Genomic DNA, 14,239 nt, shown 5'->3' with positions numbered 1-14,239 from the left:
CCAGCACCTCGACGCTGACACACGGCGAGCAGTGAAGTCATGCCCCCGCCCGCAGAAGTTTCCGGAAACTGAAGGAGACCAATGGAAATCGTGATCCGGGCGACCGCGCACGAGGTCGCCACCACCGTCGCCGACATCGTCGAGAACTACGTGCGAAAGGGTCCGGCGACACTCGGACTGGCGACCGGTTCGTCCCCCCTCGGCAGCTACCGGGAACTCGCGCGCCGGCACCGGGAGGACGGACTCGACTTCGCGCGCTGCCGCGCGTTCCTGCTGGACGAGTACGTGGGCCTGCCGAAATCGCACAGCCAGTCCTACTATTCGGTGATCCGCTCGGAGTTCGTCGACCACGTGAACCTCGACCCGGCGCAGGTGTTCAGCCCGGACGGGGAGGCGGCCGACATCGCCGCAGAGGGGCGCCGCTACGACGCCGCCATCGCCGAGGCGGGTGGGGTGGACGTGCAACTGCTCGGCATCGGAACCGACGGGCACATCGGATTCAACGAGCCCGGCTCCGCGCTGACCTCGCGCACCCGCGTGAAAACCCTGACCGCCCAGACGCGTCGCGATAACGCTCGCTTCTTCGACGGCCCCGACGAGGTGCCGCACCATGTCCTCACCCAGGGCCTCGGCACCATCTCCGAGGCGCGCCACCTGGTGATGATCGCCTCCGGCGCGGGAAAGGCCGACGCGATCGCCGCCGCCGCGGAGGGACCGCTCTCCGCGTTCTGCCCGGCTTCGGTGATGCAGTTGCACCGGCACGTCACGGTCGTCATCGACGAAGCCGCCGCGAGCAAACTGAAACTCGCCGACTACTACCGCTATGCGCTGGAGAACAAGCCGCCCTGGCAGATCTTTTGAGATACACGATCAACCCGAAGTGCATCGCCGCCCGTCGACGCCCAGCGCCGTGGCTCTCCTCCCCCGCGAGCACGAGTGCGTGGCTGACAGCATCGGCCGATGCTGTTCACAATGGCGGAACCGCGCCGGACTCACACCGACCTTCCACCCGTAGTTGCCGAAGGGTTGCGAACGCGGAAATCCTACCCCGAAGAACCGTCGGGATGGTTGTCGCGACCATTCACGCGGGCGTCTGCCCGGGCTGGTTCTCTTTCCCGAGGATCGCGTTGAGCACGGCGCCCACCGCCTCCGTCAACGGTTTGATGTCCAGCAGCGCCTTCCCCATGTCGGCGACGATCATCGAGACCCTGACCCCGTCGCGGGCGATGCGCATCTGCGCCGCCGCAGCGACGTGCATCGCCGCGGCGCCGAATGTGACCGCCAGTTCGATCGTGTACCCGATCAGCGCGCCCAGCAGGCTGGACAGGATGTCCTGCACCAGTTTCCGGAACGCTTTGACGACATTCGCGATGAGCTCCATCGCTTCACCCATGCTGGCCGCCGCACCGGAGGCGCCCCCGATCTGATCGACGAGATCGCCCGCGCGGTAGCGGTATGCGTCGCCCGCGTCGCCGGTCCAGGTCGAGATGTCGGCCTTCAGTCCGGTGTCCCAGTTCCGGGCCATCTCGGTCAGCTCCTCGGCGATGTTCCCCCAGGTCTCGGAGTAGGCTGCGATCATCTCGTCGTTGCCCGCGAGCGCGTCCAGCGTCTTGCGGAGGGGCTCGACATGGGTGAGCATCCATCCGGCGACCTGCCCTCCGGCGAAACCGAACGGATCGGAGAAGGCCTCCCATACGGTGGTCGCGGCCATCACGCCACCCGTGATCGCCTCGAACGTCTTACGTTGCGCAGGTTCGCGTAGGACTCCCAAGAATCACCCGCGATCGTGCCGTCGAGAAAACCCGGCACTCCGGTCTCGTCGTCCTGTGCGAGACCGATGTTCGAATGCAGGAACGCCCGCTCCTGGAAATACTCCTTGCGGTAGTCGGTGCCTTCGGCGACGAGGTCGTTGTCCTCCGGTGGCTTCTCGTCGTCGAATCCCGGGGTGTTCTCGTTGAGCCAGCTGCCGATCGGAGTACTCACGCGGCACTCCCACCCGCGTCGACGATCTCGTCGCGCAGCTCTGTCAGCGACTTGCTGAAGGCGGCGTCCTTCTCGTCGAACGTCGTCGCGACGATATTCAGCAGATCCGGCAGCCGGGCGACGTCCTCGCTCAGCTTCCGGATCGCCGTGATCGTGTTCCGGTGATTGTCGTCCATGATCAGTTGCACGATCGGTCGCGGGATCAAGCCGTACCCATCGTCGGCCGACCGCAAGTAGGTCGCCGCCTCCAAACAGCGCGACAGGCTGTCCATCAAGGTCACCAGCTTCGCCGCGTGGTTCCGGACTTCGTCCGGATCAACGGAGATGGCGTTGGGAGCCTGCACGATCACACCCCTTCTCCGCGCGAGCGGTCCCTGATCACCACCGCACGGTGTCCGACGTTCCGAGACCGACGCGATCTCATGTCTGTTCTCTCTGGGTTCGACGCACCGGGTCGCGATTCGGCTCCATCGAATCCACCTCCCCACCGATCCCCGGGATCTGCGGCGATTCGCGGGCGCCGGGCTCGGATCGGTGGGAAGCTCGAAGGAACCGCGGTGTCGAGGCGAGGAAGCGTGACCCATGGTGGACAAAACGAATGGTTCTGCCGGGGGGAACGGTGTCGTGTCGGTGGACCGGCCGGAGCGAATACGGAATGTGGTGCTGGTCGGGCACAGTGGGGCGGGGAAGACGACGCTGGTCGAGGCGATGGCCTTGACCTCGGGGGTGGTCAACAGGGCGGGGCGGGTGGAGGACGGGACCTCCCTGTCCGACTACGACGAGATCGAGCATCGGCAGCACAGATCCGTGCAGCTGTCGGTGGTGCCGCTGGGCTGGGACGGGTTGAAGATCAATCTCGTCGACACTCCGGGCTACGCGGATTTCGTCGGCGAGTTGCGCGCCGGTCTGCGCGCGGCCGACGCGGCGCTGTTCGTCATCTCCTCCGCCGAGGGCGCCGAAGGGGTGAGCGGCGCGACGCGCGCGCTGTGGGAGGAGTGCGCCGCCGTCGGCGTGCCGCGCGCGATCGTGCTGACCCACCTCGACACCGCGCGCACCGAATTCGAGGAGATGGTCGAGACCTGCGGGCTCGTGCTGGGCGGCGGCGCCGCCGACAACATCCTGCCGCTGCACCTGCCGGTCTACGGACCGCGCGCCGCCGACGGGCATCGCCCGGTGACCGGGCTGATCGAACTGTTGCCGAACTGCGTCGTCGACTACTCGTCCGGGGAGGCCGTGCGCCGCGAACCGACACCGGAGGAAGCCGAGCAGCTGACCGCCGCGCGCAACCGGCTCATCGAGGGCATCATCGCCGAGAGCGAGGACGAATCCCTCATGGACCGCTACCTCGGCGGCGAGGACATCGAACTGGAAACGCTGGTCACCGACCTGGAACGAGCGGTCGCGCGGGGCGGATTCCATCCGGTGCTGTTCGGCGCGCCCGCCCCCGAGAACGCGCGCCAAGGGCTCGGCACGCTGGAACTGCTCGACCTCATCGCGGGCGGGTTCCCCTCCCCCACCGAGCACGTGGTGACGGCCGCGCCCGCGTCCAACGGCAGCGGGCCGAGTCCGCTGCCCTGCGATCCGCGCGGGGCGCTGGCCGCGGAGGTGATCCGCACCTCGTCGGACCCGTATGTGGGACGGGTGTCGCTGGTGCGGGTGTTCTCCGGCACCCTGCACGCCGACGACACCGTGCACGTCTGCGGGCACGGCATGGCCGAGCGCGGGCATCCCGATCACGACGTGGACGAACGCGTCGGCTCCGTCACCGCGCCGTTCGGCAAACAGCAGCGCCCGCTCGGCGAGGCCATCGCCGGCGACATCGCCTACGTCACCAAGCTCGGACACGCCGAGACCGGCGACACGCTCTCGGAGACCGGCAAACCGCTGGTCATCGAACCGTGGCCGATGCCGGATCCGTTGCTGCCCATCGCGATTCGCGCGCACAGCAAGGCCGACGAGGACAAGCTCTCGCAAGGGCTCACCCGGCTTGCGGCCGAGGACCCCGCGCTGCGGGTGGAGAACAACCCGCACACCCGGCAGCTGGTGCTGTGGTGCCTGGGCGAGGCGCACCGCGACGTCGCGCTGGAACGGTTGCGCACGCGGTTCGGCGTGCAGGTCGACGTGGAGGACCACCGGGTCGCGCTGCGCGAGACCTTCGCCGGACCGGCGAAGGGGCGCGGCAGGCACGTGAAGCAGTCCGGCGGGCACGGGCAGTACGCGGTGTGCGAGATCGAGGTGGAACCGCTGCCGGGCGGGTCCGGGATCGAGTTCGTGGACAAGGTCGTGGGCGGCGCGGTGCCGCGGCAGTTCATCCCGTCGGTGGAGAAGGGCGTGCGGGCGCAGGCCGCGCGCGGGGTGGCGGCCGGGCACCCGCTGGTGGACGTGCGCGTCACGCTGTTCGACGGCAAGGCGCATTCGGTCGACTCCTCCGACGCCGCGTTCCAGACCGCGGGCGCGCTCGCGCTGCGGGAGGCGGCGAACGCGGCGGGCATCAGCCTGCTCGAGCCATACGCCGAGGTATGGGTGGTGGTGTCCGACGACTATCTCGGGCCGGTGCTCGGTGACCTGTCCAGTCGCCGGGGGCGCGTGCTCGGCACCGAACCGCACGGCACCGGGCGCACCCGCATCCGGGCGGAGGTTCCGGAGCTGGAGCTCAGCCGTTACGCGATCGACCTGCGGTCGCTCTCGCACGGGACGGGTGATTTCAGCCGGACCTACGCGCGGCACGAACCGATGCCGTCGCAGTTGGCGGCGTCGATGCGGGAGGGCGCGGCCGGCTGAGGGGGTGAGCTGCCGCTGTCGGTGAATCGGTCGACCGTCCCGTGTCCGCGGGCCCGTCCCGGCCCACTATCCTGAAACCTATGGCAGCAGGTAAGGGCGGTAAGCCGTCGAAGGAAGCGAAGGCCGCGGCGAAGGCGGCGCGCAAGCAGGCGTCGAAGGAGCGGCGTCAGCAGCTCTGGCAGGCGTTCCAGATGCAGCGCAAGGAAGACAAACTCCTGCTGCCGCTGATGATCGGCGCGCTGGTGGTCATCACCGCCGCGTCCTTCGGGATCGGCCTGCTGTTCGGCGCGCAGTGGTTCATGCTGCCGCTCGGCCTGCTGCTCGGTGTGCTCGTCGCGTTCATCATCTTCGGCCGCCGCGTGCAGAAAAACGTGTACGCCAAGGCGGAGGGCCAGGCGGGCGCGGCCGCGTGGGTGCTCGACAATCTGCGCGGCAAGTGGCGCGTCACCAACGGCGTCGCCGCCACCACCCAGCTCGACGCGGTGCATCGCGTGATCGGCCTGCCCGGCGTGATCTTCGTGGCCGAGGGGTCGCCGCAGCGCCTCAAGCCGCTCATCGCGCAGGAGAAGAAGCGCGCCGCCCGCCTCGTGGGCGACACCCCGATCTACGACATCATCATCGGCAACGAGGAGGGCCAGGTGCCGCTGCGCAACCTGGAACGCCACCTCACCAAGCTGCCCCGCAATATCGACGCCAAGCGCATGGAGAACATCGAGGGCCGCCTCGCCGCGCTCAGCTCGCGCACCGGGCCCGCGCTGCCGAAGGGGCCGATGCCCACCGGCGCGAAGATGCGCGGATTGCAGCGCACGATTCGCCGGCGCTGATCGCCGGACCCCGGCGGCCCGCTTCCTTCGGGGGAGCGGGCCGCGGTCGTTTTCGGGGCGGCGTCAGCGCGAGTGGACCAGCGCGGTCCCCGTCGCCCGGTCGTGCATACCGCGCCCGTCGGCGTCGGTGAACAGGGCGGGGATCACGAACACCAGCAGCACCTGACGGGCCAGCGCGCGCACGAAACCGACCGGGATGGGCCCTTCGATCCGGACCACCCGCAGCCGGAGGAAGTACTGGCCGGGAGTGAACCCGAACAGCGTGACGGCCGCGATACCCGTGACGAACCAGATGCCCAGCGGCAGGTTGGCGTTGATACCGCGCACGATCAGGGCCGAGATGCCGACGGCGATCATCCAGTCCACGAACATCGCCGCGATCCGGCGGCCCATGCCGGCCAGCGAACCGGGGCCCTCCTTCGGCAGCCCGAGCAGTTCGCCGGGGTAGTCGGGACGGGCCGAGTCGCCGGGGTCCGCCTCGGGGCCGGTGAGCCAGGATCCGGTGATACGCGCCATGGGTCCAGGATAGGCGTAGCGCCATCGGCCTCCGCTCCGGCCATCGGCGACGGACGCGGGCGACCCGGCGCTCGGACGCCCGCGCACCGGCCGCCCGGCAACATCACGGCGAACCGGCCGTTTCCCCGTCGTTGCTCCGGTCACACCGGGGTGCGGGCGGACTTCGTCCGGCCGGATCGGCTAGGCGGCGGCAATCGTGGCACTCTTGCCGGATACCGGGTGCTCAGCGCGTCGCGCGGGAGAGAAGTGGCAGGATTAGCATGCTGTTCGAGCCCGGGTGGGCAACCCCACCCGGTCAGCCGCACGTGTAACACTGGCGAAACACAGCCTTGATTGCTGGGAAACACCGGCTCCATAGGTTCACCCACTGACGAACCCATGCAATCGACACTGGCTGGGAACCGATCCGTAAGGAGAACAAGTGACGTTCAGCACGGCCGATGAGGTCATCCAGTACATCAAGGAGCAGGAAGTCGAGTACGTCGACATCCGGTTCAGCGATCTCCCCGGTGTACAGCAGCACTTCTCGATCCCGGCCAAGGCCTTCACGGCGGACCTCGCCGAAGAGGGTCTGGCGTTCGACGGTTCCTCGGTGCGTGGTTTCCAGTCGATCGACGAGTCGGACATGCTCCTGCTGCCCGACTACTCCACCGCGCGCCTGGACCCGTTCCGCGCGGCCAAGACGCTGAACCTGAACTTCTTCGTCCACGACCCGTTCACCCGCGAGGCGTACTCCCGCGACCCGCGCAATATCGCGCGTAAGGCCGAGGAGTACCTGCGCTCCACCGGTATCGCCGACACCGCCTACTTCGGCCCCGAGGCCGAGTTCTACATCTTCGACTCGATTCGCTACGAGTCGAACATGAACGGCGCGTTCTACGAGATCGAGTCGGTGTCGGGTTCGTGGAACACCGGTGCGGAGTTCAACCCGGACGGCACCCTGAACCGCGGCTACAAGGTCCGCAACAAGGGCGGCTACTTCCCCGTCGCGCCCTACGACCACTACGTGGACCTGCGCGACACCATCTCGACCAACCTGCAGAGCGCGGGCTTCGAGCTCGAGCGCGGGCACCACGAGGTCGGCACCGCCGGTCAGGCCGAGATCAACTACCGCTTCAACACCCTGCTGCACGCGGCCGACGATCTGCAGCTGTTCAAGTACATCGTCAAGAACACCGCGTGGGCCGAGGGCAAGACGGTCACCTTCATGCCGAAGCCGCTCTTCGGTGACAACGGCTCGGGCATGCACGTGCACCAGTCGCTGTGGAAGGACGGCAAGCCGCTGTTCCACGACGAGTCCGGCTACGGTGGCCTGTCCGATCTGGCCCGCCACTACATCGGCGGCATCCTGCACCACGCGCCGTCGCTGCTGGCGTTCACCAACCCGACCGTGAACTCCTACCACCGTCTGGTGCCGGGCTACGAGGCCCCGATCAACCTGGTGTACTCGCAGCGCAACCGCTCCGCCGCGGTCCGCATCCCGGTCACCGGCAACAACCCGAAGGCCAAGCGCATCGAGTTCCGCGCGCCGGACTCCTCGGGCAACCCGTACCTGGCCTTCGCCGCCATGCTGATGGCCGGCCTGGACGGCATCAAGAAGAAGATCGAGCCGCTGGCCCCGGTCGACAAGGACCTCTACGAGCTCCCGCCGGAGGAGGCCAAGAACATCCCCCAGGCCCCGACCAGCCTGGCGTCGGTCATCGACCGCCTCGAGGAAGACCACGAGTACCTCACCGAGGGCAACGTCTTCACCGAGGACCTGATCGAGACCTGGATCCAGCTCAAGCGCGACAACGAGATCGCCCCGGTCAACCTGCGCCCGCACCCCTACGAGTTCGAGCTCTACTTCGACGTGTAAGTCGTTGTAGGACAGTGCGATAGCGCGATCCGCGGCCCCGGACGAGGTTCTCCTCGCCGGGGCTTCGGCCTGTCCGGGATGAGTTCGCTCGATGGCGATCGCTGGGCAGCTGGCCTCGGGTAGCCAACTCCGGGGCCCTCGGAGACGTCATTGTGCTCTTTGCTGTCCGTCCACCCGGAGTCGGCGCGACAGCACCGGACGTGATCAGTCGCCGCGACACGGCCGGGCCGAACTATGGGCTGACCGAGAACAGCGGCCATACGCTTGCCCGCCTCAGCGGCGGGAAGTGGTGCCAGAGGTGCGCGCGACCCGAGCAGCCGGTCCGACAATCGAAGCGATCGGACACGAGGAAGTCCGCGCTACCGCCAGCGTTACCCCCAGTCGTCGGCGGATGCTCAACGCTTACACTGGGCGATATGAGCGACTCTGCGCACGAGGAGCTGCTGCGGCTCGCCGAGGCCGTGCCCGCGGAGCGGATTCCGGCCGCGACCGCGCTGTTGCGTCAGTTGGTCCGCCCGACCGCCCGGCGCGAGTTCAGCTGCACCGGCACGCTCAGTGCCGAGCCGGATCTGGCGGAGCGTTCCGAGGAAGTTTTGCGCGACGAGATCGGTCGGACAGGATCACCTGAGTGATCGTCGTTGACACGGGGCCACTGGTGGCTCTGATGAACAACCGTGACAATATGCACGCCGAGTGCCGGGAGCTGCTGGAGAACGCGCCCGGACCGCTACTCGTGCCCGCGCCACATGACCCCGGACGATTTGAACCGCATCTACGAGCTGGTCGGCAAGTACGCCGACCTACCCTCGGAACCGTCGACGCCTCCGTCGTAGCGGTCGCCGAACGCTTCCCGATCACTGCCGTCGCGACTCTGGATCGCAAGCACTTCTCTATTATCCGCTCGAAAGCCGGACAGCTACTACTCGTGCCGTGAGGCACCACTCCCGCCCTCGCACCGGAAAGACACGGTCTTGGTGGGTGGGCTCGGGGGTTCGGTGAGTGGGTGGGTTCGGGCGAAGGGGTGGGGGTGGGTGGCACGGGTTTCTAGCGTTGCGCGCCATGAAGATTAAGTTCATTGCCCTCATCGGCGGTGTATTGAGTTCCCTGGCACTGGTTTCCACGGCGATGGTGCCGACGGCGGCGGCGCTGCCCGACTCCGGGCCGGCGTCGGGGTCGTCGCGGCCCGCCACCGGCATCGCGCTGGAAGGCGTGGTCAATTTCCGCGATATCGGCGGACATCGAACCTACGACGGGGAGAAAGTGAAGACCGGCAAGGTGTTCCGGTCGGCTTCACTGGAGAAGCTGACCGACGCGGACCTCCAGAAGGTCGGCGGGCTGAACCTGAGCGCGGCCATCGACTTCCGCACGCCGGCCGAGGTCCAGTTCCTCGGTCCCGATCGGCTGCCCGCCGGGGTGGCCGCCGTCGCGCGGCCGATCGACGACACCGGGCTGTTCGAGCAGATGATCGCCGCGATCCAGTCCGGTGATCCGCAACGGCAGGAGGAGCTGCTCGGCGGCGGGCGCGGCGAGCAGATCATGGCCGGTGTGTACCGGAGCTTCTTCGATCCGGCCTCGCGCACCGCGTTCGGGCAGACCATCCGGGAGATCGCGCAGGCCGACCGCGCCCTGCTCTACCACTGCACGGCGGGTAAGGACCGCACCGGCTGGCTCACCTACGTGGTGCTGCGCGCCGTGGGCGTGCCCGAGCGGACGGCGCGCCAGGACTACCTGCTGTCCAACCAGCTGCGCGCCGAATCGGATGCCAAACTCCGCGAGGACGTGCGCCGCGCCGGACTGATGGAGAACCCCGATCTGCTGATCCCGCTGCAGGAGGTGCGCGACGCCTACCTCGACGCCGCGATCCGCCACATGGAGCAGACCTACGGTGACTTCGGCAAGTACCTCACCCAGGGGCTCGGACTCGACCCGGGCACCATCGTGCAGCTGCGCAAGGCCCTCGTGAGCTGAAATATCCACTCCCGCCCGGGTTCTCGCTGCTGCGGGAGCCCGGGCGCTGTGCTGTTCGAGGGTGCGGCACGCCGTAGGCCCGCCCGGCTACGACGCGCCGCCGCGACCGTGGGCGCCGGAATCGGTGCGGCCACCCGCACCGAGCGCCTTCCTCCGACAGGCCGCCATCCGGACGCCGAGGCCGAGACGATCCGCGTGCGCCGACGCGGGTGGCCGGCCGACCGCTTCGGCGGTCTCCCCGAGGCTCGCCGCCCCGGCATCGTTTGGGCGGGACGCCGCGTCGGCCCCACCCCGGTTCCGGGGTCTGGACTCACCCCCGGTTCGGGCACGATAGTCCAGTGGTGCGTATGGGTGCAGTGGTGTTGCGGGTGCTCGCCGGGGTGGCGTTGCTGGTCGGGCTGGCCGCTCCGGCGGGGGCGGAACGCCCCGATCTGCCGTTCACGTGGTGGCAGACGTTCCTGACCACCCCCGACGGCGCGCGCCTGCACGTGGACATCCTGCGCCCGCCGGGCGTGGCCGACGACGCGAAGACGCCGGTGCTGATGACCGTGAGCCCGTACCGGTCGCACCTGATGTACATCTCGCACCCGCTGATCGAAGGCGGGCCGTCCACCGAGAACCTGCCCGCCGAACAGGCGCTGCGCCGCGGCTACACCTACGTGATCGTGGATCTGCGCGGCTTCGGCGGGTCCAGCGGCTGCCCCGACTTCGGCGGCCCGGCCGAGCGCTCCGATGTGGTGACGGCGGTCGAGTGGGCGGCGTCGCAGCCCTGGTCCACCGGCCGCGTCGGTCTCACAGGCACCTCCTACGAAGCGTGGACGGGCATGCTCGGGCTGGCCGCGAAGCCGAAGGGCCTGGCCGCCGTGGCGGCGTTCGCACCGGTGGTGGACGCCTACTCCTACCTATTCATGCAGGGCGTCTCGTGGAAGTTCTCCGGAAGGCCGGTGACCGACAACGGCGTTCGCCCCGCCGATCAAGTCGGCATCGAACATCTCGCCATCGCCTCCACCCCGGCCCGGCCGGACGCCTTGCCGGAGTACCAGGCCAACGCGCTGAGCATGACGCGGGAATGCGCCGCCGACTACGTCGCGCTCACCACCGATCACAACCCCGCCAACCCCGGCTGGGTCGAGCGCAACGTCTTGGACGACCTGCGCGGCAACACGATTCCGGTGTTCATGGGTCAAGGCTTCGTCGACGTGAACACCCGGCCGAACCGGGTGTTCGAGGCCTGGCAGGCGATGGGCCCCGGCGATCATCGCGCGTGGTTCGGGCAGTGGGGGCACACCGACTGCCACGACCGGTGCGGCACACCGCATTTCGACGACACGCTGATGACATTCTTCGACAAGCACGTGGCGGGCAAGGACGTCGAGGTGCCGGGCCCGCGCGTGACCGTCGGCCAGTTCGACGGCGGCTGGCGCGGTGAACAGACCTGGCCGCCCGCCGATTCGCGGCCGCTGCCGGTCGCGCTGCGCACCGGATCGTATGTGGATCGCGGCCTCATTCCCGGGCGGGATCGCGAAATCTGGTCGGTGTCACAGCCTTTGACGAAGACCGTGCACCTGTCCGGCCTCGCTTCGGCGACGCTGGAACTGGAGGGGCCGCCTACGGCGGCGGTGACCGTCGAGCTGTACGACATCGCCCCGAACGGGCGCGCCACCATCCTCACCCGCGGCGTCGCCCCCGTGCGCTCCGAGACGACCGTGCGCCTGCTCGCGCAGGACTGGCCACTGGCCCCCGGGCACCGCCTCGGCGCCCGCATCACCGACGTGGTGGACGACGTCTGGTCGCATGCCCCCAGCAACGCGCGGGTGACGGTACGGTCGGCACGCCTGGACCTGCCGGTGCTCGCCACCCCGCGCGTCGCCGACATCCCCAACGGCACCCCGGTGATGCACGCGCGGTGGCGCAACGAGAAGGCGTTCCAGCTCGGCCCGGACATCCTCGACGACCCGGCCACGCGCGTCGACCTGCCCGAACCCCGCTGATCCCCCGCGCCGGACGCGCGGAAGGCGACCCATGCGACCCCTCCTCCGGCGCGGGTACTGGAGAATGCAGTGATGCCCACCAACAAGCCCGCCCGATGAGCAGCGACACCGCCGACCTCGGCACCGCCGTCGACGATCAGGTCGCCGAACGGCTGGCCGCCGCCCTGCGCTGCGCGACGGTGTCGACCGAGGACGACACCGCCACCGATCACACCACGTTCGACGCGCTCGCCGCGCACCTCGAGCGGTCCTACCCGCTGGTGCACGAGCATCTCGAGCTGGAGACCTTCGGGCACAGCAGGCTCTACCGCTGGGCGGGCGCGGAGGCGGGGACCGCCGCGATCCTGCTCGCCCACCAGGACGTGGTGCCGGTGGACGATCCGGCGCGCTGGACGCACCCGCCGTTCGACGGCGTGGTGGACGAGGAGTTCATCTGGGGTCGCGGCGCGATCGACGACAAGAGCCGCCTGATCGCGATTCTGGAGGCCGTCGAATCCGCGCTGGCCGCGGGTCTGCGGCCGCGCCGCACCGTGTATCTCGCGTTCGGCCACGACGAAGAGGTCTTCGGCGACGAGGGCGCGGTGCTGATGGCGAAACACCTGCGCGACGCGGGCGTGCGCGCGGACCTGCTGCTGGACGAGGGCGGGGTGATCACCGAGGGCATCGCCGACGGCGTGGATCAGCCGGTGGCGTCGATCATGGTGGGCGAGAAGGGATATGCCACGCTGCGACTCTCGGTGCGCGAGACCGGCGGGCATTCGTCCATGCCGGGCAGGCAGACGGCGGTCGGGCGGATCGCGCGCGCCGTCGCTCGTGTGCAGGACCATCCGATGCCGCTGCGGCTCACACCGGTGATCGCCGACATGCTGGCCCGGCTGCGGGCCGTGATGCCCGAACCCCGCAAACGACTGCTCGGGCTGACGGGGGTGGCCGGACCGGTCATTACCAGGATCATGGCGGCGCGGCCGCAGACCGAGGCGATGGTGCGCACCACGACCGCGCCCACGGTGATCCAGGGCGGCGTGAAGGCGAATGTGCTGCCGCAGCAGGCGGAGGCGCTGGTGAACTTCCGCATTCTGCCGGGCGATTCGGTGGCTTCGGTGATCGCGCACTGCCGCAAGGTGATTCGCGACAACGGCGTGAGCGTCGAACTCTGGGGTATGGCGTCGGAGCCGTCGCGGACCCCGGCGCCGGGCCCGTCGTTCGACACCGTCGCGCGGCTGGCCGAGGCCGTGGTGCCCGGTATCGCGGTCACCACGGGACTCGTTCCCGGCGCGACGGATTCCCGGCACTATGACGACCTCGCCGAGACCCGCTGCAACTTCGCGCCGATCGTGCTCACCCAGGACGATCTGGCCACCATTCACGGAACCGACGAACGCATCTCCCGGGTGAACTACGCTCGGCTCATCGAGTTCAACCGCAGGCTGGTCGGCGAACTCGCTCAGGTTCCCAGCCGAGAGGAGCACAGGTGACCAGTACCGAGGAAGGCCAGTTCGAGGGCAGCACGCCCCGGATCTTCTGGCGCGCTTGGCTTCCCGAGGGCGCGGCGCGCGCGGTGATCGTGCTGGTGCACGGCGTGGCCGAGCACTCGGGGCGCTACGAGCACGTCGGGAAGTTCTTCGCCGACAACGGTTTCGCGGTGTACGCGCTGGATCATCCCGGGCACGGGAAGTCCTCGGGCGACAAGGCGAACATCGGCTCGCTGGACGGTTCCGCCGACAACGTGGCCCGGTTGCTCACCATCGCCGGGCGTGAGCACCCGGGCGTGCCGCGGTTCCTGCTCGCCCATTCGATGGGCAGCCTGATCACGCTGCGGCTGGCCACGCGCGGGCCGGTCGACGTGGCGGGCATCGTGCTGTCCGCGCCCCCGCTGGACATCTCCGCGGGCAACGCCGTGCAGCGCCTGCTGGCGCCGGTGCTCACCAGGCTGACGCCGAATCTCGGTGTGCTGAAGCTGGATTCGTCGCACATCAGCCGCGATCCCGCCGTGGTGGCGGCCTACGACGCCGATCCGCTGGTGTATCGGGGGATGCTGCCCGCGCGCACCGCCACCGAGATCCTCGAGGGCACCCAGTCGGTGAAGCGGAATCTGAGCAAGCTCACCGCCCCGGTGCTGGTCCAGCACGGCACCGCCGACGCGCTGGCCGCGCCGTCCAGCACCGACCTCATCGAGCGGGGTGCGGGGTCGAAGGACCTCACCGCCCTGCGCTACGACGGGCTCTACCACGAGATCTTCAACGAGCCCGAACAGGAGAAGGTGCTGGCCGATGCGCTGGCGTGGCTGGAGTCGCACATTACCCCGCAGTAAACTTCCG

Annotated in this window: 14 protein-coding genes; 10 read left to right on the top strand and 4 right to left on the bottom strand. The window is 69.0% G+C overall.

Going from position 1 to position 14,239, the window contains the following annotated elements; all coding sequences use genetic code 11:
- Window positions 1–81 precede the first annotated feature (81 nt).
- Entirely contained in the window at window positions 82–861 is a 780-nt protein-coding gene (gene nagB / locus OHB21_RS23325) for a glucosamine-6-phosphate deaminase (RefSeq protein ID WP_195126045.1), read from the top strand.
- Between the two features lie 220 nt (window positions 862–1,081).
- On the opposite strand, the gene OHB21_RS23320 is transcribed toward nagB, so the two are convergent.
- The 3 genes from OHB21_RS23320 to OHB21_RS23310 are packed head-to-tail and all read right to left on the bottom strand — an operon-like array spanning window position 1,082 to window position 2,333.
- Window positions 1,082–1,711, bottom strand: coding sequence for a WXG100 family type VII secretion target (locus tag OHB21_RS23320; RefSeq protein ID WP_195126046.1), 630 nt, complete (start codon window positions 1,709–1,711; stop codon window positions 1,082–1,084).
- Window positions 1,711–1,983, bottom strand: coding sequence for a hypothetical protein (locus OHB21_RS23315; protein WP_195126047.1), 273 nt, complete (start codon window positions 1,981–1,983; stop codon window positions 1,711–1,713). Before OHB21_RS23315 ends, OHB21_RS23320 begins: the two co-directional genes overlap by 1 nt.
- Window positions 1,980–2,333, bottom strand: a complete 354-nt coding sequence (locus OHB21_RS23310; protein ID WP_067511324.1) for a hypothetical protein — start codon at window positions 2,331–2,333, stop codon at window positions 1,980–1,982. Before OHB21_RS23310 ends, OHB21_RS23315 begins: the two co-directional genes overlap by 4 nt.
- A gap of 232 nt (window positions 2,334–2,565) precedes the next feature.
- On the opposite strand from OHB21_RS23310, the gene OHB21_RS23305 reads away from it, so the two are divergent.
- Window positions 2,566–4,764 carry an elongation factor G-like protein EF-G2 gene (locus tag OHB21_RS23305; protein ID WP_067511325.1) on the top strand — a complete coding sequence of 733 codons (2,199 nt, stop codon included), beginning with the start codon at window positions 2,566–2,568 and terminating at the stop codon, window positions 4,762–4,764.
- A gap of 80 nt (window positions 4,765–4,844) precedes the next feature.
- Window positions 4,845–5,588 (top strand): DUF4191 domain-containing protein, encoded by a 744-nt coding sequence (locus tag OHB21_RS23300; protein ID WP_067511326.1) that lies wholly within the window; start codon window positions 4,845–4,847, stop codon window positions 5,586–5,588.
- Window positions 5,589–5,651: 63 nt separating this feature from the next.
- Here OHB21_RS23300 and OHB21_RS23295 read toward each other — a convergent pair whose 3' ends face one another.
- A complete protein-coding gene (locus OHB21_RS23295; protein WP_067511327.1) occupies window positions 5,652–6,104 on the bottom strand; it encodes an RDD family protein in 453 nt (150 codons plus the stop codon).
- Between the two features lie 421 nt (window positions 6,105–6,525).
- On the opposite strand from OHB21_RS23295, the gene glnA reads away from it, so the two are divergent.
- The 7 genes from glnA to OHB21_RS23260 all read left to right on the top strand — a co-directional run bounded on the left by glnA (window position 6,526) and on the right by OHB21_RS23260 (window position 14,232).
- Window positions 6,526–7,962, top strand: coding sequence for a type I glutamate--ammonia ligase (gene glnA / locus OHB21_RS23290; RefSeq protein ID WP_067511328.1), 1,437 nt, complete (start codon window positions 6,526–6,528; stop codon window positions 7,960–7,962).
- Between the two features lie 416 nt (window positions 7,963–8,378).
- A complete protein-coding gene (locus OHB21_RS23285; RefSeq protein WP_067511329.1) occupies window positions 8,379–8,594 on the top strand; it encodes a hypothetical protein in 216 nt (71 codons plus the stop codon).
- Entirely contained in the window at window positions 8,591–8,896 is a 306-nt protein-coding gene (locus tag OHB21_RS23280) for a PIN domain-containing protein (RefSeq protein WP_195126048.1), read from the top strand. Before OHB21_RS23285 ends, OHB21_RS23280 begins: the two co-directional genes overlap by 4 nt.
- A 125-nt stretch (window positions 8,897–9,021) precedes the next feature.
- Window positions 9,022–9,930: a tyrosine-protein phosphatase gene (locus OHB21_RS23275; RefSeq protein ID WP_067511330.1), complete on the top strand. Its 909-nt coding sequence runs from the start codon at window positions 9,022–9,024 to the stop codon at window positions 9,928–9,930.
- 347 nt (window positions 9,931–10,277) lie between these two features.
- On the top strand, window positions 10,278–11,921 hold the full coding sequence (locus OHB21_RS23270; protein ID WP_067511331.1) for a CocE/NonD family hydrolase: 1,644 nt from the start codon (window positions 10,278–10,280) through the stop codon (window positions 11,919–11,921).
- Between the two features lie 95 nt (window positions 11,922–12,016).
- The gene (locus OHB21_RS23265) at window positions 12,017–13,396 is read left to right on the top strand and encodes a M20 family peptidase (protein ID WP_067511332.1); all 1,380 of its coding nucleotides are present in this window, start codon (window positions 12,017–12,019) and stop codon (window positions 13,394–13,396) included.
- Window positions 13,393–14,232 carry an alpha/beta hydrolase gene (locus tag OHB21_RS23260; protein WP_067511333.1) on the top strand — a complete coding sequence of 280 codons (840 nt, stop codon included), beginning with the start codon at window positions 13,393–13,395 and terminating at the stop codon, window positions 14,230–14,232. Before OHB21_RS23265 ends, OHB21_RS23260 begins: the two co-directional genes overlap by 4 nt.
- The last annotated feature ends 7 nt before the right edge of the window (window positions 14,233–14,239 follow it).

Source organism: Nocardia puris (genome assembly GCF_036051655.1).
Classification (GTDB): domain Bacteria; phylum Actinomycetota; class Actinomycetes; order Mycobacteriales; family Mycobacteriaceae; genus Nocardia; species Nocardia puris.
The sequence above is the reverse complement of the archived record's forward strand: the minus strand, read 5'-3'. Positions and strand labels throughout refer to the sequence as shown.